This window comes from Affinundibacterium amnicola (assembly GCF_014284275.1).
Classification (GTDB): domain Bacteria; phylum Pseudomonadota; class Gammaproteobacteria; order Burkholderiales; family Burkholderiaceae_D; genus Undibacterium; species Undibacterium amnicola.
Map to the genome: position 1 here is coordinate 617131 of NZ_JACOFU010000001.1, position 23875 is coordinate 641005.

Annotated in this window: 18 protein-coding genes and 1 tRNA gene; 12 read left to right on the forward strand and 7 right to left on the reverse strand. The window is 44.6% G+C overall.

All coding sequences use genetic code 11. The annotated features are described in order from the left end of the window. Window positions 1-207: 207 nt before the first annotated feature. The 3 genes from carA to greA all read left to right on the forward strand — a co-directional run bounded on the left by carA (window position 208) and on the right by greA (window position 5250). Window positions 208-1374: a glutamine-hydrolyzing carbamoyl-phosphate synthase small subunit gene (carA, locus tag H8K33_RS02815; protein ID WP_343043783.1), complete on the forward strand. Its 1167-nt coding sequence runs from the start codon at window positions 208-210 to the stop codon at window positions 1372-1374. Next, window positions 1367-4585 carry a carbamoyl-phosphate synthase large subunit gene (carB, locus tag H8K33_RS02820; protein ID WP_186889444.1) on the forward strand — a complete coding sequence of 1073 codons (3219 nt, stop codon included), beginning with the start codon at window positions 1367-1369 and terminating at the stop codon, window positions 4583-4585. Before carA ends, carB begins: the two co-directional genes overlap by 8 nt. A gap of 188 nt (window positions 4586-4773) precedes the next feature. After that, window positions 4774-5250, forward strand: a complete 477-nt coding sequence (greA, locus tag H8K33_RS02825; RefSeq protein WP_186889445.1) for a transcription elongation factor GreA — start codon at window positions 4774-4776, stop codon at window positions 5248-5250. Between the two features lie 165 nt (window positions 5251-5415). Here greA and H8K33_RS02830 read toward each other — a convergent pair whose 3' ends face one another. Beyond that, window positions 5416-5922, reverse strand: coding sequence for a YhbY family RNA-binding protein (locus tag H8K33_RS02830; protein WP_186889446.1), 507 nt, complete (start codon window positions 5920-5922; stop codon window positions 5416-5418). Between the two features lie 32 nt (window positions 5923-5954). Between H8K33_RS02830 and H8K33_RS02835 the strand changes: the two genes are divergently transcribed. The 5 genes from H8K33_RS02835 (at window position 5955) to H8K33_RS02855 (ending at window position 11240) form a co-directional block, all read left to right on the forward strand. Beyond that, window positions 5955-6599 carry an RlmE family RNA methyltransferase gene (locus H8K33_RS02835; RefSeq protein ID WP_186889447.1) on the forward strand — a complete coding sequence of 215 codons (645 nt, stop codon included), beginning with the start codon at window positions 5955-5957 and terminating at the stop codon, window positions 6597-6599. 221 nt (window positions 6600-6820) lie between these two features. After that, a complete protein-coding gene (gene ftsH / locus H8K33_RS02840) occupies window positions 6821-8701 on the forward strand; it encodes an ATP-dependent zinc metalloprotease FtsH (RefSeq protein WP_186889759.1) in 1881 nt (626 codons plus the stop codon). Window positions 8702-8784: 83 nt separating this feature from the next. After that, on the forward strand, window positions 8785-9663 hold the full coding sequence (gene folP, locus H8K33_RS02845; RefSeq protein ID WP_186889448.1) for a dihydropteroate synthase: 879 nt from the start codon (window positions 8785-8787) through the stop codon (window positions 9661-9663). A gap of 52 nt (window positions 9664-9715) precedes the next feature. After that, on the forward strand, window positions 9716-11053 hold the full coding sequence (glmM, locus tag H8K33_RS02850) for a phosphoglucosamine mutase (RefSeq protein ID WP_186889449.1): 1338 nt from the start codon (window positions 9716-9718) through the stop codon (window positions 11051-11053). A 110-nt stretch (window positions 11054-11163) separates the two neighbouring features. Further along, a tRNA-Arg gene (locus H8K33_RS02855) sits at window positions 11164-11240 on the forward strand. Between the two features lie 156 nt (window positions 11241-11396). Here the strand turns inward: H8K33_RS02855 and H8K33_RS02860 are convergent. From H8K33_RS02860 to H8K33_RS02880, 5 genes are read right to left on the reverse strand one after another with little or no spacing between them, the layout of a single operon-like run. Further along, entirely contained in the window at window positions 11397-11843 is a 447-nt protein-coding gene (locus H8K33_RS02860) for a hypothetical protein (RefSeq protein WP_186889450.1), read from the reverse strand. Window positions 11844-11851: 8 nt separating this feature from the next. Then, on the reverse strand, window positions 11852-13258 hold the full coding sequence (locus H8K33_RS02865) for an FAD-binding oxidoreductase (protein ID WP_186889451.1): 1407 nt from the start codon (window positions 13256-13258) through the stop codon (window positions 11852-11854). Window positions 13259-13279: 21 nt separating this feature from the next. Next, entirely contained in the window at window positions 13280-13687 is a 408-nt protein-coding gene (locus H8K33_RS02870) for a DUF2069 domain-containing protein (RefSeq protein WP_186889452.1), read from the reverse strand. Further along, window positions 13684-14292: an NAD(P)H:quinone oxidoreductase gene (gene wrbA, locus H8K33_RS02875; RefSeq protein WP_186889453.1), complete on the reverse strand. Its 609-nt coding sequence runs from the start codon at window positions 14290-14292 to the stop codon at window positions 13684-13686. The genes H8K33_RS02870 and wrbA overlap by 4 nt, the downstream gene beginning before the upstream one ends. A gap of 37 nt (window positions 14293-14329) precedes the next feature. After that, on the reverse strand, window positions 14330-17305 hold the full coding sequence (locus H8K33_RS02880; RefSeq protein WP_222613252.1) for a glycosyltransferase: 2976 nt from the start codon (window positions 17303-17305) through the stop codon (window positions 14330-14332). A 381-nt stretch (window positions 17306-17686) separates the two neighbouring features. On the opposite strand from H8K33_RS02880, the gene H8K33_RS02885 reads away from it, so the two are divergent. Beyond that, window positions 17687-18928 (forward strand): YihY family inner membrane protein, encoded by a 1242-nt coding sequence (locus tag H8K33_RS02885; RefSeq protein WP_186889455.1) that lies wholly within the window; start codon window positions 17687-17689, stop codon window positions 18926-18928. A gap of 305 nt (window positions 18929-19233) precedes the next feature. Next, window positions 19234-20541 carry an isocitrate lyase gene (aceA, locus tag H8K33_RS02890; protein ID WP_186889456.1) on the forward strand — a complete coding sequence of 436 codons (1308 nt, stop codon included), beginning with the start codon at window positions 19234-19236 and terminating at the stop codon, window positions 20539-20541. 104 nt (window positions 20542-20645) lie between these two features. Here the strand turns inward: aceA and H8K33_RS02895 are convergent, their stop codons facing one another. Next, a complete protein-coding gene (locus H8K33_RS02895; protein WP_222613253.1) occupies window positions 20646-21596 on the reverse strand; it encodes a hypothetical protein in 951 nt (316 codons plus the stop codon). 295 nt (window positions 21597-21891) lie between these two features. Between H8K33_RS02895 and H8K33_RS02900 the strand changes: the two genes are divergently transcribed. Continuing rightward, window positions 21892-22575, forward strand: a complete 684-nt coding sequence (locus H8K33_RS02900) for a phosphoribosylanthranilate isomerase (protein WP_186889458.1) — start codon at window positions 21892-21894, stop codon at window positions 22573-22575. Between the two features lie 17 nt (window positions 22576-22592). Next, window positions 22593-23873: a tryptophan synthase subunit beta gene (gene trpB, locus H8K33_RS02905; protein ID WP_186889459.1), complete on the forward strand. Its 1281-nt coding sequence runs from the start codon at window positions 22593-22595 to the stop codon at window positions 23871-23873. Window positions 23874-23875 lie beyond the last annotated feature (2 nt).

Consider the following 23875-nt stretch of genomic DNA (forward strand, 5'->3'; position numbering starts at 1 on the left):
TGAGGACGTCAATTGCGCTATAATTCGAGGGTTTAGCTTATTCAAATCTCGTCGTAGCGCATATCCAAAAAATCACTCTCTAATTTGATTGTTCCTCATTCTCCGGATAGCGCTCTGTTATTAAAGCGGTGTTCTGAGAACAGCAAGTAACGATCGATGTTTGGGCGCGCAACGGCGGTAACACTACAGGAGTTGCCCTTGCTGCCCATTCCGCAGTCCTTAAGTTCCAATCCCGATACCGTCGCTATTCTTGCCCTCGCTGATGGCACGATTTTTACGGGTGTCTCCATTGGCGCCGCCGGTCATACGATCGGTGAAGTTGTTTTCAATACTTCCATGACTGGTTATCAAGAAATCTTGACTGACCCTAGTTATAGTTCCCAAATCGTTACCTTAACTTATCCGCACATCGGCAATACGGGTGTGAATGCGGAAGACGTCGAATCCGACAAAATTCATGCTGCTGGTTTGATCATCAAAGATCTGCCGTTGCTAGTATCAAATTTCCGTTCTGAGCAATCTTTGACGGATTACCTGAAATCACAAAATATCGTTGCCATCGCTGGCATAGATACGCGCAAATTAACGCGTATCTTGCGCGAAAAAGGTGCGCAAGGTGGCGCGATTTTGGTGGGCAAGGATGCAGCGAAAGCTTTAGAGTTGGCGAAGTCTTTCCCAGGTTTGTCGGGCATGGATCTGGCGAAAGTGGTTTCTGTTTCTCAGTCTTATGAATGGACAGAAGCAGAATGGAAACTCGGTCAAGGCTACGGACAATTAAGCAATCCAGAATTTCATGTCGTTGCTTTCGACTTCGGCGTAAAGCGTAATATTCTGCGTATGTTGGCAGAGCGCGGTTGCAAAGTTACCGTGTTGCCAGCGCAATCTACAGCGGCGGACGTACTGGCATTAAATCCTGATGGCGTATTTTTATCGAATGGTCCTGGTGATCCAGAACCTTGCGATTACGCGATTGCGGCGTCTAAAGAATTGATCGAAAAAGGCATCCCAACTTTCGGTATTTGTCTTGGTCATCAAATCATGGCCTTGGCGTCTGGCGCAAAAACTTTGAAGATGAAGTTTGGTCATCACGGCGCGAATCACCCTGTACAAGATCTCGATACTAAACAAGTGCTGATTACATCGCAGAATCATGGCTTCGCAGTCGATGCAGCATCCTTGCCAGATAATTGTCGCGTTACGCATGTGTCTTTGTTTGATGGTTCTTTGCAAGGTTTTGCTCGTACCGATAAACCAGCATTTTGTTTCCAAGGTCATCCTGAAGCTTCACCAGGTCCGCATGATATTGCCTACCTGTTTGACCGTTTCACGAACTTGATGAAGACAGCAAAGTTGGAGAAAAACAAAAATGCCTAAGCGTATAGACATAAAAAGTATTTTAATTATCGGCGCTGGTCCTATCATCATTGGTCAGGCTTGTGAGTTCGATTATTCTGGCGCACAGGCTTGCAAAGCTTTGCGTGAAGAAGGTTACAAAGTTATTTTGGTGAACAGTAATCCTGCCACCATCATGACCGATCCAGAAATGGCCGATGTGACTTACATTGAGCCAATTACCTGGCAAGTCGTTGAGCGCATCATCGCCAAAGAACGTCCAGATGCGATCTTGCCGACGATGGGCGGTCAGACTGCTTTGAACTGCGCTTTGGATTTGCATAAGCATGGCGTGCTGGAGAAATATAAATGTGAATTGATTGGTGCATCTCCGGAAGCAATTGATAAAGCGGAAGATCGTTCGAAATTCAAAGATGCGATGACCAAAATTGGTCTCGGTTCTGCGCGTTCTGGCGTGGCGCATAGCATGGAAGAATCATGGGCTGTACAAAAGACAGTCGGCTTCCCAGTCATCATTCGTCCATCTTTCACGATGGGTGGCACGGGTGGTGGTATCGCCTACAACGAAGAAGAATTCGAAACGATTTGCAAACGCGGTTTGGAAGCATCACCAACCAACGAATTATTGATTGAAGAATCTTTGATTGGCTGGAAAGAGTACGAGATGGAAGTGGTGCGCGATAAAGCGGACAACTGCATCATTGTGTGCTCGATTGAGAACTTAGACCCTATGGGCGTGCATACGGGTGATTCGATTACGGTAGCGCCAGCACAAACTTTGACCGACAAAGAATACCAAATCATGCGTAATGCCTCTTTGGCAGTGTTGCGCGAAATTGGTGTCGATACGGGCGGTTCCAACGTACAGTTCTCCGTCAATCCTGCCGATGGTCGCATGATCGTCATTGAGATGAATCCACGTGTCTCACGTTCATCTGCTTTGGCATCGAAAGCGACTGGTTTTCCAATCGCGAAGATCGCGGCGAAACTTGCGGTCGGTTTCACACTCGATGAATTGCGTAACGAAATTACGGGTGGTCAAACACCAGCGTCTTTCGAGCCATCTATCGATTACGTGGTAACGAAGATCCCACGTTTTACTTTCGAAAAATTCCCGCAAGCGGATAATCGTTTGACGACACAGATGAAGTCAGTCGGTGAAGTGATGGCTATCGGTCGTACTTTCCAAGAATCCTTCCAAAAAGCATTGCGTGGTTTGGAAGTTGGCGTCGATGGCATGAATGAAAAAACCACCGACCGCGAAGTTTTGGAAAAAGAACTTGGCGCTCCAGGTCCAGATCGTATCTGGTACGTTGGTGATGCGTTCGCGCAAGGTTTTACGATGGAAGAAGTGCATCAACTGACGCGCATCGATCCGTGGTTCTTGGAGCAAATCAAAGACATCGTCGATATTGAATTATGGTTAGAAACACAGTCTTTGGATGCCATCGATAAAGATTTGTTGTTGAAGCTGAAGAAAAAAGGTTTCTCTGATCGTCGTCTGGCAAAACTTTTGAAATCCACAGGTACAGCCGTGCGTGAAAAACGTATTGCTTTGAATGTGCGTCCTGTCTATAAACGTGTTGATACTTGTGCCGGTGAGTTCGCAACTAAAACAGCATACATGTATTCTACTTATGAAGATGAGTGCGAATCAGCGCCAACCGATAAGAAGAAAATCATCGTCCTAGGCGGAGGTCCAAACCGTATCGGTCAAGGTATTGAATTTGATTATTGCTGCGTGCATGCGGCATTTGCGATGCGTGAAGATGGCTATGAAACGATTATGGTTAACTGTAATCCAGAAACCGTCTCCACTGACTACGATACTTCCGATCGTTTGTATTTCGAACCATTGACTTTGGAAGATGTTTTGGAAATCGTTGATCTGGAAAAACCAGTTGGCGTGATCGTGCAATATGGTGGTCAGACGCCATTGAAATTGGCATTGGAATTAGAAGCGAATGGTGTACCGATTATTGGCACTTCGCCGGACATGATTGATGCAGCAGAAGATCGTGAACGCTTCCAGAAAATGTTGCATGAATTAGGCTTGCGTCAACCACCTAATCGCACAGCACGTACGGAAGATGAAGCGATCGCTTTGGCACAAGAAATCGGTTATCCACTCGTGGTGCGTCCATCTTATGTACTCGGTGGTCGTGCAATGGAAATCGTGCATGAACAACGCGATCTGGAACGCTATATGCGCGAAGCGGTCAAAGTGTCACACGATTCCCCAGTGTTGTTGGATCGATTCTTAAATGACGCGATTGAAGTTGACGTTGATTGTTTGTCTGACGGTACACGCACTTTCATCGGTGGCGTCATGGAGCATATCGAACAAGCTGGCGTGCACTCTGGTGACTCCGCTTGTTCTTTGCCACCGTACTCTTTGAAGCAAGCAACAATTGATGAATTAAAGCGTCAAACCAGTTTGATGGCCAAAGGCTTGAATGTGGTCGGTTTGATGAACGTGCAATTCGCGATTCAACAAAAAGATGGCGAAGATGTCGTCTACGTGTTGGAAGTGAATCCGCGCGCGTCCCGTACTGTGCCTTATGTTTCTAAGGTCACTGGTTTGCAGTTAGCGAAAATAGCGGCGCGTTGCATGGTTGGTCAGTCTTTGGATTCTCAAGGTATTTATAAAGAAGTGATTCCATCCTACTTCAGCGTGAAAGAAGCGGTGTTCCCGTTCGTGAAGTTCCCTGGCGTCGATACGATTTTGGGGCCTGAAATGAAATCGACCGGTGAAGTCATGGGCGTTGGCAAGACTTTCGGTGAAGCTTTTGTTAAATCGCAATTGGGCGCAGGCGTTAAATTGCCAAGATCCGGTAAAGTGTTCTTGACCGTCAAAAATGCGGATAAGCCTCGTGCAATTAATATCGCGAAGAACTTGATCGCGATGGGTTTTGAGTTGGTTGCTACTAAGGGGACTGCAGCGGCAATTTCAGCTGCTGGCGTGACTTGTGCATCAGTAAATAAAGTCGCTGAAGGTCGTCCACACGTGGTTGATTTGTTGAAGAACCGTGAAGTGGTGATGGTCATCAACACCGTTGAAGAAAAACGCAATGCAATTGCCGATTCTCGTTCGATTCGTGTTTCGGCTTTAGCTTCGGGGGCGACGACAATCACAACGATTGCGGGTGCCGAAGCTGCGGTGGAAGGTATGCGTCATTTGGATGAATTGCATGTCTATGATTTACAAGGTCTGCATAAGTCTTTACACTAAGCGCAATTCTGCGAATTCCTAGCTAATAGGAAATCGCGCACTGAGAGGTCACAATCAACAATGAGCCATCATTGTTCTTGTGACCTCTCTACTTTTAGGCATGATGGCAATCCATCTTGTTTTTTTAACTTGGGATTTTATCCTAGGATTTTTTTTCCTAATTTTTTACGTGAATATTGTAGATAGCTATGAGTACAGTACCCCTGACTAAATTTGGTGCAGAATTGATCAAGCAAGAATTGCACAAATTAAAGACCAAAGAACGTCCAGAAGTGATCAACGCGATTGCAGAAGCACGCGCACAAGGTGATTTGTCTGAGAATGCAGAATATGACGCAGCCAAAGAGCGTCAAAGTTTTATTGAAGGTCGTATCGCTGAGCTTGATGGCAAATTGAGCGCGGCACAAATTATCGATCCTACTGAATTGGATGCAGAAGGGCGCGTAGTGTTTGCTGCGACTGTGCAACTAGAAGATTTAGAAAATGGACAAAAAGTTCAGTATCAAATCGTCGGTGAAGACGAAGCCGATTTGAAATTGAATAAAGTGTCGATTACTTCACCAATCGCGCGTGCCTTAATTGGTAAATACGCAGGTGATGTTGTTGGCGTGCAAGCACCAGCTGGTGTCCGTGAGTATGAAATTTTGGATGTCTTGTACATCTAAACTTTGACGTGAACTTTGCAGGCGTAAGTTTCGCAAAAAAACACTGTGAAGTCGCGAGGGTAAATTAGTACTAAAAAATGGGGCGCAAGTTTGCGCCCCTCTTTGATAATAACGATACTAACTGATGTGCTAGTTGATATTAGCTACTAGCCAAAGAGGTTGAACTTAGTCTCTGCCAGTTTTCTTGACGCTGGATTGACGTGGTTTAGCACGTTTGATCGTGCCACCTTGGGTTACACGTTCATTGCCTTTGACTAAAACTTTAGAAACAGATGGTTTTTTCGTGCCACTTGCGCTAGGCTTCACAATAGTCACTTCACGCAAACCTTTGCCACGTTTTACAAATTTTGTTTCTTTAATGCCGTCGATTTTTGGACGATAGATCACTAATAATTTGCCGATGTGTTGAACTGGTTCGGCATCGAGTTCTTCGCAAATTGTGTCGTACATTGCCACGCGTGCTTCACGATCATCACCAAAGACGCGAACCTTGATTAATCCGTGAGAATTCAGGCTGGCATCAATTTCTTTCTTTACTGCCGGTGTGAGTCCAGCTTCACCGATGATAACGATAGGTTTGAGACCATGCGCTTCAGCACGTAATTCACTACGTTCAGCTGGTGTGAGTTTTGATTTTGGTTTGATTTTTGCAGTTGATGCGTCGTTTGACATATAAATTCCTTTAAAAGCAGTATTTTACGCCAATGGCCAAGAATAAATTCAATCAAAATTGGGTTCACGATCATATTAATGATCCTTATGTGAAATTAGCACAAAAAGAGGGCTATCGCTCAAGGGCTGTTTATAAGCTCAAAGAAATCGATGAAACCGAAAAATTGATCAAATCCGGTCAGATTATCGTCGATTTGGGCGCGACACCGGGTAGTTGGTCGCAATATGTCCGGAATAAATTGGCTGGTAAAGAGGGCGGCGGCATTCTCGGCGAAATCTATGCACTCGATTTGCTGGAGATGGAGCCAATCGCCGACGTCAATTTTATTCAGGGCGATTTTCGCGAAGAAGAGGTTTTATCTCAGCTAGAAGCTAAGCTACATGGCAAAAAAGTCGATGTTGTTTTGTCGGATATGGCACCCAACTTGTCTGGTAATGCCACCGTAGATGGTGCGCGGGTTGAATACATTATTGAATTGGCAGTTGAATTTGCTAAGGCGCATTTAAAGCCGAATGGTGCTTTGCTGGTGAAATGTTTTCACGGGACTAGCTATAATACCTTGGTGACGTTGTTCAAAAATGAATTTACTACGGTTGCGAATAAAAAGCCAAAAGCTAGTAAAGACAAGTCATCTGAGATATTTTTGTTAGGAAAAGGCTTAAAACACCCGACCTGAATAATAAGTAAATGAGAAGTAAGTGAGAAATAAGTGAAATAAATCTAAATTTCGCCTGTTTTACTCTTGATAATTGTCAATTGTGGCAGCATATCTTGTCCAGCAAGCTGTATTCAATGCGAGTAGAATAATCATTTACCAGTGCCAGTTTTTTCGCGCGTCATTTTACCCGCGACTTTTTGTGCAAATTACGCACCTGAGGAGTTTTTGTGAATAATTCAATGTTAACCAAAATTGCAATGTGGGGCGCTGTCCTCTTAGTGCTCTTTATGGTGTTCAATAAATTTGATAGTAAAAATTTAGCTGCGAATGCAGTGACGATTCCTTATTCTCAATTCTTGGATGAAGTGCGTGCAAAGCGTATTAAAGAAGCGGTGATTGATGATAGTAATCGCACGGTTGTCGCGACGACTATCGATGATAAAAAAATCAAATCTCAACTGACAATTTTCGATAAGGGCTTGGCGAAGGACTTGGTTGATAATGGCATTAAGTTTGATAGCAAACCGCCAGAAGAACCTTCATTGCTCGGCCAGATTTTGATTTCATACGGGCCAATGTTGTTGTTGATCGGTGTGTGGATATTCTTCATGCGTCAAATGCAAGGCGGCGGTAAAGGTGGTGCATTTTCATTTGGTAAGTCTAAAGCGCGTATGCTTGATGAAACCAATAATCATGTGACTTTTGCGGACGTGGCTGGATGCGACGAGGCCAAAGAAGAAGTTAGCGAAGTTGTTGACTTCTTGAAAGATCCAAGCAAATTCCAAAAACTCGGTGGACGTATTCCGCGAGGCGTTTTGATGGTAGGTCCTCCAGGTACAGGTAAAACTTTGCTGGCGCGTGCGATTGCCGGTGAAGCAAAAGTACCGTTCTTCACGATCTCTGGTTCTGATTTTGTGGAAATGTTTGTCGGTGTGGGCGCCTCTCGTGTGCGCGACATGTTCGACAATGCAAAAAAACATTCTCCATGTATTATTTTTATCGATGAGATCGATGCCGTTGGTCGTCATCGTGGCGCTGGTATGGGCGGTGGTAATGATGAGCGTGAACAGACTTTGAATCAGATGCTGGTGGAGATGGATGGTTTTGAACCAAATTCTGGCGTGATCGTGGTGGCGGCAACTAACCGTGCCGACGTGTTGGATAAAGCTTTGTTGCGTCCAGGTCGTTTTGATCGTCAGGTGACCGTCAGCTTGCCCGATATTCGTGGACGCGAGCAAATTCTTAATGTGCACATGCGCAAAGTACCTATCGCACCAGATGTTCGCGCCGATATTTTGGCTCGTGGTACGCCAGGTTTCTCCGGTGCTGACTTGGCCAATTTGGTCAATGAATCTGCATTGTTTGCGGCTCGTCGTAACAAGCGTTTGGTGGAGATGCAAGATTTTGAAGATGCAAAAGATAAGATCTACATGGGACCTGAACGCAAATCCATGGTCATGCGTGAAGATGAACGTCGTAACACGGCTTATCACGAGTCTGGTCATGCTGTAGTCGCTAAGTTATTGCCGAAAGCGGATCCAGTTCATAAAGTCACGATCATGCCGCGTGGTAATGCACTTGGTTTGACCTGGCAATTGCCAGAACACGACCAGATCAGCGGTTACAAAGATAAGATGTTGGAAGAAATCGCGATCTTGTTTGGCGGTCGTATTGCAGAAGAAATTTTCGTCGGTCAAATGTCGACTGGTGCTTCTAACGATTTCTCTCGTGCGACGAAATTAGCACGTGCGATGGTGACGCGTTTTGGTATGTCCGATACCTTGGGCGTGATGGTGTACGAAGATAGTCAGGAAAGCGGTTATTTCGGCGGCTCTTCCAAAACGATTTCTGAAGCAACGCAACAAAAAGTCGATGCGGAAATTCGCGCGATTTTAGACGCGCAATACGCGATTTCCCGTCAATTGTTAGAGGATAATCGTGACAAGGTGGAAGCGATGACCAAAGCATTGCTCGAATGGGAAACTATTGATGCTGAGCAGATTAATGACATCATGAACGGCGTTGAACCTCATCCACCGAAGTCATTCACAGCTGCGCCTAAATCTTCTTCAGATACGCCACCTGGCGGCGTGACACCAAATGCAACAGCACCAGCTTAATTTTTAAAAAATTAAATTGATTTACGGGGGTGAGGAGAAATCCTCACCCTTCATTTTTAGAGCGATCGCTTAATGACATGATGATGCTGACAACGTATTTTGAATGTGGAAGATATCGTTTCCCAATGAAAATGGCGAGCACCAATGGTCTGAAAACGGTATTCAAACCACTGGTGATGGGAATTCTCAATGTCACCCCTGATTCGTTTTCTGATGGCGGAAAATTTCAATCTTTAGATCACGCGATAACCCATGCGGAACAGATGATTGAAGATGGCGTTGATATTATCGATATTGGTGGTGAATCAAGTCGCCCAGGTGCTACACCTTTGCCCTTGGATGAAGAATTAAAGCGCGTGATCCCATTGATCTATGCTCTGCGCGATTGTGGCAAACCAATTTCGATAGATACTTATAAGCCCGAAGTAATGCGTGAAGCGATTATCGCTGGCGCCGATATGATTAACGACATTCGAGGTTTTGATTCCGCAGAAGCACGTGCGGTGGTGGCGGATAGCGATGTCGGCTTATGCGTGATGCACATGCAAAAGTCACCGGAGACCATGCAAGAGCAACCAAGATACCAAAATGTGACTCAAGAAGTCATCGCTTTTTTGCGCGAGCGTTGTGATCAATTAGTGGTCGCAGGCGTTGAGAAAAATCGCTTAAGTATTGATCCGGGATTTGGTTTTGGGAAAACCTTGGAACACAATATTGAGCTTTTGCAAAACATCGACTTGATGCAAGAAGAATTAGGTTTGCCAGTATTGGCGGGTATTTCACGCAAGACCATGATAGGCAGTCTTACAGGGAAACCAGTAGAGCGCCGTATGGCCGGCAGTCTCGCCGCAGCGCTCGCCGCAATGGCGCAAGGGGCACGGATTCTACGTGTACATGATGTCGCAGAAACCGTTGATGCGATACGTGTTTGGCAGGCAGTCAATACCAGTAAAGTGATGTAAGCGAAATCAATTCAAAATTCAAATATCAATAAAAAAATAAGAAAGGAAAAACATGTCTCGACAATATTTTGGTACCGATGGCATTCGTGGCAAAGTTGGCGTTAGCCCCATCACCCCAGATTTTGTGATGCGTCTAGGTTATGCGGCCGGTAAAGTGTTAGCAAAATTAGACACGGCAAGTCACGCCCGTCCGACTGTGTTGATAGGTAAGGACACACGAGTTTCTGGTTACATGCTCGAAGCGGCTCTTGAGACTGGATTCGCGGCAGCTGGCGTCGACATTATGTTATCCGGCCCCATGCCAACCCCGGCGATCGCGTATCTGACACGCGCCTTGCGTTTGTCTGCGGGTGTGGTGATTTCTGCTTCGCATAATCCTTATGACGATAATGGCATCAAATTTTTCTCTGCCCAAGGCACGAAACTGCCAGATGATATTGAACAGGCGATAGAGGCCGAGCTTGATCGTGACATGCAGTGTGTGAGTTCAGATAAATTAGGTAAAGCAAAACGTTTAGATGACGCGAATGGCCGTTATATCGAATTTTGCAAGAGCACTTATCCAAGTGAGCTAGATTTACGTGGTTTAAAAATAGTTGTCGATTGTGCGCATGGTGCTGCCTATGATATTGCGCCGCATGTATTTCATGAGTTAGGGGCAGAGGTTATTTCGATTGGAAATAATCCGAATGGTTTTAATATTAATGATGCAGTTGGTGCGACAGCGCCAGAGGCTTTAGCATTAGCTGTACGCGCAAATCATGCTGATTTAGGTATTGCCCTAGATGGTGATGCAGATCGTCTTGTGATGGTCGATAAAAACGGCAAAATTTACGACGGTGACCAACTTCTTTATTTGATGGTTTTAGATCGTATGGCGATCGGTCCGGTTGCTGGTGCAGTTGGCACTTTGATGACCAATATGGCGGTGGAGCTCGCGTTCAAAGAGTTAGGCGTTGGTTTTATTCGTGCCAAAGTTGGTGATCGTTATGTCTTGGAGCAAATGCAACAGCAAGGTTGGCTGCTGGGTGGCGAAGGGTCGGGACATTTACTCTGTTTAGATAAACATACCACAGGTGACGGTATCGTCTCTGCATTACAAGTGTTATCTGCATTGAAGCGTAATGGAAAATCTTTAGACCAATGTTTTGAAAGCCTCACATTGTTTCCTCAGGTGTTAATTAATGTGCGTGTGACGCCAGGATTTGATTGGCAGAGCAACGCCGCGTTGGTAACAGAAAAAGCACAAGTAGAAAAAGAATTGGCAGGGCAGGGACGTGTATTGATACGTGCATCAGGAACCGAACCCCTAATTCGCGTGATGGTGGAAACATCTGATGCGGAAATGGCGAATAAAATGGCACGTCGCTTAGCTAATTGCATCAGCTAAATTCTCTATTTTAGGGGAATCATTCTTGATGTTAGCAGCGATACACTGTAATATTCAGCCTTCTGATTTTTAGCTCGTTATCGTAGTCTTGAACGACTAAAAATACGTGTGCGTCGGTAGCTCAGTTGGATAGAGCAATGCCCTTCTAAGGCATGGGTCGGGGGTTCGAACCCCTCCCGACGCACCAAATGGATTCTCAAAATGGATTATTAACTTTTGTTGATAATCCATTTTTTTTGCTGTCGGGATTGGCGTTTAATCGCTTATGTAAGTATTGCCATTCGATTTAAGAGAGCGCCTTTGCTTGCCGATGCAGTGCTTGAGTTTGCATGGCTTGTACTTTCTAGGTATCTTTGCAGACCAAGTCAGCACGTTCTTGTGCTCGTTTGAGTTTTTGTTGTGCCTTCATTTCGCCTTTGGGCTGCGTATTTTTTAAATCTTCTTTTGCCCACTTGGTTTGCAATTGTTGCGCTTCGCAACGTTTTCTTGCCGCAGCGGCTTTGTTGGCGAGTCTGCGATTGATTGCTTCATGTTTTGCGTCGTCACGTTCTCGAGTTTTTTCTAATTTTCCAATCGCCGACATTCTTTGCTTGTGCGCTTTTTGTGCTGCGATCTGATCTTCCGCTGAAGGCGCAATTGTTTTGATCTCTATCGCAGTTGATATTCCAGTTTTACACGGATGTTGGCTGAATATTGTTTTACCATTTTCTTGGCATTTAAATGCTGGAGTATCGGCTAGAACGATTGTTGATTGCAAAAGTAAGGTCAAAACAGTGACTAAGAATTTCATATACGCTCCTATAAAATTTTCCCCGGATTCATGATGTTATTTGGATCGAGCGCCTGCTTGATGGTGCGCATGAGTTGCAATTCAACTGGAGACTTATAACGTCGTAATTCTTGCTTTTTGAGTGTGCCGATGCCATGTTCAGCGGAGATCGAACCCTTGTATTGGTCTGTTTTGTCGTGAACGATGCGATTGATTTCTGCTTGATGATGTAAAAAGTCATCATCTTGATTGTCAATTGGCGGCGAAACATTGAAATGCAAATTGCCATCTCCCAGGTGGCCAAAAGTGACCATGCGACAGCCAGCAAATGATTGCTCTAGACTGCTGCTGGCATCATCAACAAAATGAGCAATCACTGAAATGGGTAGTGAAATATCGTGTTTGATATTCTTGCCTTCTTTTGCTTGTGCAGATGAAATTGATTCGCGCAATGCCCAGCAGTTTTTTGCTTGTGCAATAGAAGTCGCGATGATCGCATCGACGATGAGATCGGCTTCAATCGCCGCCGTAATTAATTGTTCTAGCTGTTGATGTGTACTATCTTCTTGATCGTAGCCAGATAGTTCTAGCAACACATAGAAATTGCTTGGTTCAGAAAAAATTCTTTGGTATTGCGGAAAGTGTCGATGAACTAATTCCAAACTTAAACGATTGATGAGTTCGAATCCTGTCAGGTTGGCGTGACAGTGCTGTTTGGCTAACGTTAACAGACTCACCGCATGATGAATACTATGGAGACTAATGAAGGCAGTACCGAAATTACGTGGTTTGGGAAAAAGTTTTAGTACCGCACCAGTGATGATGCCCAAAGTTCCTTCTGCACCTATGTACAAATCACGTAGGTCATAGCCAGTGTTGTCTTTGCGTAAACCGCGTAAGCCATTCCAAATTTCACCTGTTGCGGTGACGACTTCCAATCCTAGACATAAGTCACGTGTGTTGCCATAGCGTAGAACAGCAGTGCCGCCAGCATTGGTCGATAGATTGCCGCCGATGCTGCAACTACCTTCCGATGCAAGCGAAAGTGGGAATAGCATATCGACTTGATCAGCTGCAGTTTGTATGTTTTGCAGCAAACAGCCAGCATCCACCGTCATAGTGCTATTGGCGATATCGATCTGACGTATGGAATTGAGGCGTTGTAGCGACATCACGACTGCGTTACCAGAGAGATCTGGAATGCTGCCGATTACCAGTCCTGTATTGCCGCCTTGAGGCACAATTGGTACCCGATACTCTGCACACAGACGCACCAGTTGAGCGACTTGTGTAGTGTTCGCCGGTCTTAAAATCGCTAAGGCTTTGCCGCTTGCACGTTGACGCCAGTCTTGTAAATAGGGTGCTTGTTGTTCAACATCGATTAAAACAAATTCTTCACCAATTGTCGATTTGCAGAGATTCAGAAAGTTTTGCATGTGTTGATTTGCTAGTTGGATCTACTGAGTTGAATGGCTTTGTTTGCTCTCTGCTTCAGCTTGTTTCTTAGCAGCCTTGGCGATTTTTTTAAATGGTCTTACGTAGTAAATGGTGCTCAGAAAAAATACCACGCTTAGTACAATCTCAACACCAGCAAGTGCCCGTGACATGCCATCGGCATCACTCATCGCACGCACCACGCCTTCGATGAAATAAAACATAATGAACATTGACGACCATTGCATCGTATAAATATTTTTTTGCAATATTCCACGCAAAGGGAATAATAATGGCAAAACTTTAATTACCCAAATAGAACCGCCAGGTTTGTAGGGCGCTAGCCACATTTCCCATGCAAGACAAAGCAAAATTAAGCAGATTAAGCTGCTAGAGGCAAGACGATAAAACAAAGTTTGATGCGTATTCATATTTTTTGTAGTTGTAGAGCGGTCTCGGCTAAACGTTTGCCAAGAGCAATGGCAAGAGTGCGAGTATCTTCAGTAATCGGTAATTTGCCGTCTAACCCCGACCAATGGCTTGCACCGTACGGGCTGCCACCAGATTTTGTGGTCATCAATTCTGGCAATGTATAAGGCAAGCCTAAAATCAACATGCCATGATGCATTAGCGGTAGCATCATGGATAGCAAAGTTGATTCTTGGCCACCGTGAAGACTACCCGTCGAAGTGAATACACAAGCTGGCTTACCACATAACGTGCCTGATACCCAATCTGCAGCGGTGCCATCCCAAAAATATTTCATGGCCGATGCCATATTGCCAAAGCGAGTTGGCGAGCCAAGTGCTAGGCCAGCACACTCTTTAAAATCACTTAATTCTACGTAGGGAGCACCATCTGCGGGAATCGGTGATTCAGTGGCTTCGATAACTGTAGAGACCGCAGGTACTGTTCTTACTCTAGCCTCGCATCCAATTACACTATCAATTCCTTGTGCAATTAGTTGTGCTAATTGGCGTGTGCTGCCATGGCGTGAGTAGTAGAGTACCAAAATGGGTATCGTTGTATTGATCATCACTAGTTATGCTTTCTGAATTGAAATCAATGTTCGCTTATAACATCTGCTCTCGAATGAATTTCAGTCTTTGATGGATTCTCTCGCCAATTATTGTTGGGCTGAACTCGTTTCGCATCGTATTACTAGCTGCGGTTGAAATCTTTGTGTAGAGAGCGGGATCATCGACCAGTCGTTTCATCAGCTCAGCTGCATGGGTAATATCTGGCTCAGCCCAAGTTTGTCCTGCTTTATATACGCCGACGTCTTTTTGGATCTGCACTAGTGCATAATTGACAGGCAAGGAGTTATCTTGACGCATGAACTCGGTGTTGCCTGACCAATTCGTTGCAATCACTGGCTTCCCAAGGAACATTGCTTCAGCGGGGCCAAGTCCATAGCCCTCTGAGCGATGTAAAGAAACTAATGAGTCGCAGACGGATTGAAGATCATATACTTCTTGTCTCGTCAGTGTTTCATTAATCCAAATGATATCGTTGCGACCAGCAAGCTTCTCCTTGAGTAAATTCATATCCTCAGCATGGTGATGAGCATTTTGAGTTTTGATTACCAACTTGACTCTGTCGTTGTCGCCAGCAAAGGCTAAGTTAAACGCATCAAGTGCAGCTTGAGGGTTTTTTCGTTCTTGATAAGAAGAAAAGTCATACATCATTAGGAATAGAAATGTATTTTCTGGTAAACCAAATTTCGCGCGATTAGCACTCTCAGAAATGGTAAATTCAATTGCGTGCGGCATCCGAATAACTGGTATCGGCGAGTGTTTTGCAATCGCTTCCTGTACGAAGCCAGTTGGCACCCAAACTTCATTAAGTTGATTAAATCCAGCACGATGCTCGGCAAGCATTTCGGGGAGTTCCCAATGCCAAAAGCCAATATTATAACGACTAAAGAAATGGCTAGGTAACTGCATTTCCGCTTCGGGCATTTGATCAGCATTGATATGGAAAACATTGATGTCATGAGTTACATCAGTCGCCAGTTGTTTTGCGACACTCTCATCTTGTGTTCTGCTTAGATTATTTCGGTTAAAGTCAATAACAACAAAAGGAATTTTTGCGGCAGTTACTGCATTCGCAAATTGCCGTAATGATTGACCGACACCGTGTTCTGAGCGCGCGTATCCGATGAGGTTGATGCCAAGCATTTCTTTGCTGATCGTATCTTCTGTTTCAAATAAGCTAGGGTTAAATAATACTTGTTCACCAATTTTCAATTCGCTGATTTGTATAGATAGCTCACGCGTATCATCATTTACACCTAAATTGCTGGGTTTAAAATACACAGACGGCGTAATAGAAAACGTAGCTGGCCATGTGGTAGGTAAATGCAGTAAATCAATTTCAAGATCTATTTGGGTTTCAGTTAATCTTATCTCTTGTTTTGGCATCCGATCAAATCCAACGCTGATGATTAACTCATTCGTGCCAGACGTGAGCCTGCATAACTCTGGATGATGTATTCCACGTAATCGTAGTTTTGTCGATTGTGTTTCTGCAAGCTTGAAACGTGCTTGTTTTCCCATCCACCACGCACTTTGGCCAGCTTCAAAATAAATGCCAGAAAATTTTTGTTTCGGAGCGTAAGTGCGGAATTTATTTTTTGTTGATGTTAAACCTGATTCAACTTGGATAGCCTGTAGCGGATCGATTTTTGCCGAGGTGTTTTGTCCGATACCAATCCGAGCAGCCCAACGTGACGCACGAAATTGCGTGAAGCCAAGTCGGATGAAGTCAAATGGATTATTGATTTGTTGGTACTGACTGATTCTTGCGTGGCCGATGCGCCCGCCAGTTGCTTTCTTGTGCAAGAAAACTAAGCCTCTCGCCCAAATGGACGGTTTAAAATTGATCGTAGGATTGGTTGTTTGATTGCTAGTTACGTACTCATCGAGCGCAGATCTAATTGGGTCGACAAAGATCTCAGGGATGCCGATCTCAACAGCGCCGTTTTCTACAAACCAATGATAAAACGGGAGACGACTTGCCCCCAGCGGATAAGGAAACGCCTTTTGCAGATGTTTGTGTTCCAACCACACCGCACGTAAGATTACTGGGAGCCTATCCGCATCGTCATGCATAAAAAAGTCGGCACTGTCAAATGGATTTTCACCTGCTTGAAATCTGATATCTTCGTCTTCGCGATAAAGATATCGAAGTGCATTTGGGATCGGCGTTCCATCACTGAATTTTCCAAAAGTGTAGGCACATTTTCTGAACTCAATGAGTCCATTTTCTTTGACTTTGTCGGCATAGATGAGTGCAAGTAACTTGGCGTCACCTATTGTTTCAAGCGTATATCGATCCTGATGTTTTGAAAACGGTTTAGGATTGATTGGATCAAAGCCGCTGAAATGAAAGAAGCGTAAGGTGTGATCGTTGACTCGGAAAACGTTATTTATTTTTTTCACTGAGCGATGTGCAAGATTCCAATATGCAACGTTGTATCCAGGGTCACGCAAGATTGCGAATTTTCCGAACATGCCAGGCGCTAAATCCACCCATTTCTGATCTGTGAATAGACCTTTCGATGGATCAGAAACAGCGCCATGTTCTAGTTTTTCTTCCCACCACTTTATAAAAGCATCTGATTCGATTTGGTTGCCAATAGCAAGAAAACCTAAGTTAAAGGCACCCGCTCGCATAATGTCTAATTCGGTCGGGGAATAATGATCGTTTAGCGGTGCTGTTAAATGTGGTGTAACGACAGCTGCCGCGCCATCGTCAAGCAATTTTTCTACATCAACTAGGCGATCAAGTACAAGAATGTCCGGATCAATATAGACAATCCGTTCGTATCCTAGTTTTCGTAGGTGCGAAAACATATAGGGCTTTATAGCGGTGTTGAGCTCCATGATTCCATAACGAAATAGGAATGCACGCATGTCAGGAAGCGGTAGAGACTCAACCAAAACAGGCTCAAATAGGTTTTGACTGAATCCCTGTGTATCATCGCAGCGATCGGCAAGTCCAACAAACCTATCCCAATCTGGATGTGTCTCCAGTAATGACTTCATAAGCGTCTTAGCAAATGCGCCATAGTTCAAAGAAACGATCGTGAAAACGGCTGTTTTAGAAGGTGATTTCAAAATGAGAGTATGAATATTTGTTTATAGATGAAATTGGAACTTGAGCTTTACGGTTTTCAGCTTGCGCAATTTGGCATGGACCGATTGCCTCAGAAGCGAGCGAGATGTCACAGAGGATACGACATGATACCTTATCTTAAATGTCGTAAAAAGCGAATGTATGGTTTGTGATTGAAAGCTTTGTTCTGAGAGTAATGCGAAGCTATCAGTTCACCTTTGTATTTAAGACAAATTTGCGTCAGCTAAGTAAAATGTTTGAAAGTGCTCTAACAAGATTGTTTGGCACACTAAAAAAAGGAAATTGCATCAATGCGTGGATTAACGTGGCCTCAAATAAAGAACTTATTTCAATTTGCGAATCGTCGTTTGCGAGAAGTTCGTTTGCCGCAAGTGGCTGGAAGCCTCACATTTACAACGGTATTAGCTCTCGTTCCCATTTTAACGATCGGTCTTGCAATTCTAACGGCCTTCCCACTATTTACTGATTTTAAGGCATCACTAGAGGCTTACTTTACGCAAAGTCTGATGCCTAAGCAGATATCAACGACGGTTATGGGGTATTTAACCCAGTTTGCGACTAAAGCCACTCGGTTATCTGCGGTCGGTGGCGTGGTATTGATGGTGACGGCGGTCGCAACAATGGCGATGATTGATAAGACTTTTAATCAAATATGGCAAGTGAAGCGTTCACGCCCCTTGGTCCAACGTATTGTGGTTTATTGGGCAATTGTTACATTGGGGCCACTTCTAATCGGTATCTCCATGAGTGCTACTTCAAATTTATTCACTGCCACGAATGGATTGATGAAGTCTGTGCCTTTGGTCGGAACGATTTTTTACACCTCGGTTTCGGTTGCTTTTACAACCATTGCTTATACCTTGTTGTATCTGACTGTGCCTAACCGTCCGGTTGATTGGCGTGATGCGGCATGGGGCGGGGTGGTAGCAGCAGTTGCATTCGAGATCGCAAAACGCCTGTTTGCCATCTTCATTAAACAATTCCCGACGTATACAGTGATCTACGGCGCGTTAGCTGCAGTTCCGATTTTTTTAATCTGGATTTATTTGTCTTGGTTAATTACCTTGTTTGGCGCTGTGATTGCCGCCTCTTTGCCCGTGGTGAAATTTGAGCGGTGGTGGCATGTGCCTAAAGCTGGCAGTGCTTTTGAGGATGCGATGTCCATTTTGAGAATCATGGTGTCTGCCCGCAATTCGGATGCGGATGCGGCTATTGATGTTTTGCAGATTCGACGTCAGACCCGATTTGGCGTTGATGAAATTGAGGGATTGCTCGAGAAGATGTTGGAAGTGGGATGGGTTGCCAGGTTGGCTTCTGATGTTCCGCTACAAAAACGTTCGTGGTGGCGAAAGCATGATACGGGCGCAGAGCGTTGGATATTAATTATGAATCCTGCAGCATTTACTTTAGCGGATGTGTATCGCCTATTTATTTTTGATACCAAGGCAGACTCACCATTGGCAAATCGTGTGCATCAAGTAATTGGCGATGGTATGTCTGAAAGCTTATTTGAATATTTTAGCTTACGTTGATTTTATTTGGTTAATTTTAAAAAAGTAGATTTTAATTCGGATTATTCTGCATTGTGAAATGTACTTTCCACATCGTGAAATCTTATAATGTGCTGCACCATAAAATAATTTCATTTTGAGGAAAGTTGTTTCGTATCATGAAATGTAAATCGTATCTAGTTGATTTGTAAGTAAAAAATATTTCTCCTATGTCTTATATAAGACATTGTTGCGCTGCAAGGTTTGTCCTACTATAGATCTCAAGGACGAACACTTTTTTTAAGCATTGATTTAAAAACCGCAGCAATCACAACAGGAGAACTACCATGACGCAGAAACTCACTCGCGAACAGCAAATTGCAGAAATTCAAAAGGATTGGGATACCAATCCACGTTGGACAGGGATCAAACGCAACTACACCGCAGAAGACGTGGTGCGTTTACGTGGCTCTTTGCAAGTTGAACACACCATCGCTAAAACGGGCGCATTGAAATTGTGGGACTTGGTCAACAACGAACCATTCGTAAATGCTCTCGGCGCTTTGACTGGTAATCAAGCGATGCAACAGGTGAAAGCGGGTTTGAAAGCGATCTACCTCTCAGGCTGGCAAGTCGCAGGCGATGCAAACGTGGCTGGTGAGATGTATCCAGATCAATCCTTGTATCCTGCAAACTCGGTACCATTGGTCGTTAAGCGCATCAATAATACTTTGACCCGCGCAGATCAAATTCAATGGTCAGAGGGCTCTGGCGATGTTGATTTTTTCGCGCCGATTGTTGCTGACGCAGAAGCTGGTTTCGGTGGTGTCTTGAACGCATTTGAATTGATGAAAGCTATGATCGAAGCGGGCGCATCCGGCGTTCATTTCGAAGATCAATTGGCGTCAGTCAAAAAATGCGGTCACATGGGTGGCAAAGTTTTAGTCCCAACTCGTGAAGCCGTAGAAAAATTGAACGCTGCACGTTTGGCTGCCGACGTCATGGGCACGCATACCGTCTTGTTGGCACGTACAGATGCTGAAGCAGCGGATTTGATCACGTCTGATATCGACGACAACGACAAGCCATTCTTGACGGGCGAGCGCACGGTTGAAGGCTTCTACAAAACGCATCCAGGTTTGCAACAATCGATCTCTCGTGGTTTAGCTTATGCAGAATATGCCGATATGATCTGGTGCGAAACAGGTAAGCCAGATTTGGCTTTCGCAAAAGCATTTGCCGATGCGATTCACGCCAAATTTCCAGGTAAATTGTTGGCCTACAACTGTTCACCAAGCTTCAACTGGAAAAAGAATTTGGACGACGCAACGATTGCAAAATTCCAAAAAGAATTGGGTGCTATGGGTTACAAATTCCAATTCATCACCTTGGCAGGTTTCCATGCATTGAACTACGGCATGTTCAACTTGGCACACGGCTATGCACGTCGTCAGATGTCCGCCTTCGTCGAATTGCAAGAAGCAGAATTCGCAGCAGCAGAGAAGGGCTTTACTGCGGTGAAACACCAACGTGAAGTTGGTACTGGCTACTTTGATGCTGTGACTCAGGTAATTCAACAAGGTCAGTCTTCAACGACTGCTTTGCATGGTTCTACTGAGGATGAACAGTTTTTTGATGCTAAGAAAGTCGCTTAGTAAATAAGTGTGATTTGAGTTTTAAGGGAGGCGGCATTGTGATTGTGCCGCCTCTTTTTTTGCTACTATTGATGAGCATGTGAGCATCGAACTCTATTGCAATTTTATCTGACCGACGATTCCATATTAAACGTGATTTGCTGTACAAGATCACGCATAATCGTATTTTGAGGCGACTGTTTTGAATACAGTTGTGCACGTTCATTGAGTGCTTTGAGGTCCTCCTTTTGTTTGGCATTCTGTAGATGATCAATCAGATACTTGCCTTCAGTCGTACTCAGAAAAGCGATAATTTTACGTGGATCTAAATCAGGATTGTTTAAGTGTTTGAAAATTAATTCTTGATAAGTTTTTCCGGTCATGTCGATTTTCAGCATGGTGCTCGACTGCAGCCAATTACTGTAGCGAAATGAATCAATGACGCTATATTCTCCGATTGCCAGAGGAAAATTGGGTTGGTTTTTTTCGAAGTGCAATCGTAAGGCTTTCTTTATGCTGGGATCGAGTTTTTTGATCCTAGAAGTTTGGGTAAAGCTAGATATCAAAACTTCGTTTGCATAGCTGTTGTTGCCAGTGCTTAGAATCGCCAATAATTTGTGTTGATCAGTCGTTGGCGCAAATGGCAATAAATGTGCGATTTCTCCTAGGTAACCATTTTCACCTAATATTTTTTTGTCGTAAGCATGCTTTAAGACTTCCACTGAGTCGCTAAAATAGCCTAGTCGGGAAAAAGTCAAAAGTGCTGCTAAGCAAATGTCTTTGTCGTTTGATTTGATATGGTGGCGCAAGTCTTGCACGATCAGGTGGTTGGTATTACTTTTATTGTCGTAAGTGTATAAGATTCCCAACAGGCGTAATAAGGCGATTTTTTCTTCTTTCTTACTGTTCGATGCAAGTAAGTTGCGTATGCTTTCAACATTTTTTGCGGTGATTGGTAAGCCTTTCGCTTGGATGGCGATGATGGTTTCGACGTTGCTCGAAAATAGATTCCCTATGCCGATTAAACTATTTTTGTTGGATTGGTACTGATTTAACAGACGCTGGCCTTCTTCCATTTGTTGTTGGCGTTTTTGTGAGGGTTGTGACGGGTGGTTTGTCTGGTATGCAAATGTGTAGCAGGAGGCTGTTAGCATTCCAATCAATATCGAACGAGTAAACTTGAAATGATTTACAGGTTTTACTTGAATGTCCATATGAGAATCTCTTTGCACGTAGGGCCTTGATAGAATTATGGTGATAATGATTTGTTAATTGCAATTGCCGTCCATCGTTTTCAGTGCATTCGGTTAGTATCCCAAGGATAGCCTTAGTTCTTTCGTTAAACTATTTCACTTTTGATGTATTTATTTTATGTCTTTTTCAAAAAAAACTCGAACAAAAATTTGTGGAATTACGCGAATAGAAGATTTGCGCGCCGTGGTCGATGCTGGCGCTGACGCACTCGGTTTTGTATTTTATCCACCAAGTCCGCGTTACCTGACGCCTGAAGCTGCGGCTCCCTTGATTGCCGCAATGCCGCCATTCGTGACCTCGGTGGGTTTGTTTGTGAATACCGGTCTTGAAGAGCTGCAAGCCGTCATCAAGCTAGCACCTATACAATTATTGCAATTTCACGGCGATGAATCGGCACAAGAGTGTCATCGCTTGGCGAGTGCCGTGAACCGGCCTTTTATCCGTGCTTTTCGGGTAAAACCTGACACAAGCGCGGCAGATTTGTTAGAATGCGAGGCAGAATATAAAGTGGCTAGTCCTTTGTTTCAGGGACTGTTGCTTGACACTTTCGTAGATAGTTTCGGTGGTAGTGGAAAGGTTTTTGATTGGTCTCTCATCCCAAAAGAACTCGCGCCTCGGGTCGTTTTAAGTGGTGGCTTGAGCGTACAAAACGCGACTGACGCAGTCGTGGGTGTACGGCCGTTTGCAGTGGACATCAGTAGTGGTGTCGAGCTGTCAAAAGGCGTGAAGGATGCGGCGAAGGTACAAGCGTTTTTGCAAGCAGTGCGCTTGGCCGATAGCATGCCAGACAATCAAAATTAGTTTTCCAAGGAATTCTCATGAAAGAATTATCTCCTCTTGACGCTCATTTCGAGCGTCAACCAGTAGGCGCTCAAGCGCCAGCAGCGATTTATCATTCCGCCACCTATAATTTCCCCGATGCCAAAGGGCACTTTGGTATGTATGGCGGAACCTTTGTTTCAGAAACTTTGACCCATGCTTTGAATGAGTTGAAGGATGCTTACGCTAAATACCAGCATGACCCGGAATTCTTAGAGGAGTTTCGCTATGAGCTCAAACATTTCGTCGGTCGTCCATCACCTATCTATCACGCAAAACGCTGGTCCGAAATCATGGGTGGCGCGCAGATTTACTTTAAGCGCGAAGATCTGAATCACACTGGTGCGCACAAAATTAATAACGTGATTGGTCAAGCCTTGTTGGCTAAACGCATGGGTAAGCCACGTGTGATTGCAGAAACCGGTGCAGGTCAACATGGCGTAGCGACTGCAACTATTTGCGCGCGATTTGGTTTGGAATGCGTGGTGTACATGGGTTCTGAAGACGTAAAACGTCAGGCGCAAAATGTGTATCGTATGAAGCTCTTGGGAGCGACTGTGGTGCCAGTTGAATCTGGCTCTAAGACTTTGAAAGATGCCTTAAACGAAGCAATGCGCGATTGGGTCGCGAATGTCGACAATACTTTCTATATTATCGGCACGGTCGCTGGTCCGCATCCTTACCCTATGATGGTGCGTGATTTTCAATCCGTTATCGGGGAAGAATGCTTATGGCAGATGCCAGAAGTAGCGGGACGTCAGCCCGACGTGGTGACCGCGTGCGTTGGTGGTGGCTCGAATGCGATGGGGATTTTTTATCCCTACATCGATCTGAAAGATGTACAGTTGATCGGTGTTGAAGCGGCAGGTGAAGGCTTGGAAACAGGCAAGCACTCGGCCTCCTTGACGGCAGGATCTCCGGGCGTATTGCATGGTAATCGCACTTATTTGATGCAAGATGAAAATGGACAGGTCATCGAGACGCATTCGGTGTCAGCTGGTTTGGATTACCCAGGTGTTGGCCCCGAACATGCCTGGCTCAAAGATTCTGGCCGCGCGCAATACGCGACAATTACGGATGAAGAAGCGCTCAAAGCTTTCCACGATTGTTGTCGTATTGAAGGAATTATTCCTGCATTGGAATCAAGTCATGCTTTAGCCTACGCGGCAAAATTAGCTGCAACTATGTCTAAAGATAAGATCGTGTTGGCGAATTTGTCTGGGCGTGGCGATAAGGATATGCATACCGTTGCAGAACGAGCAGGGCTGAAGTTCTACTGAGC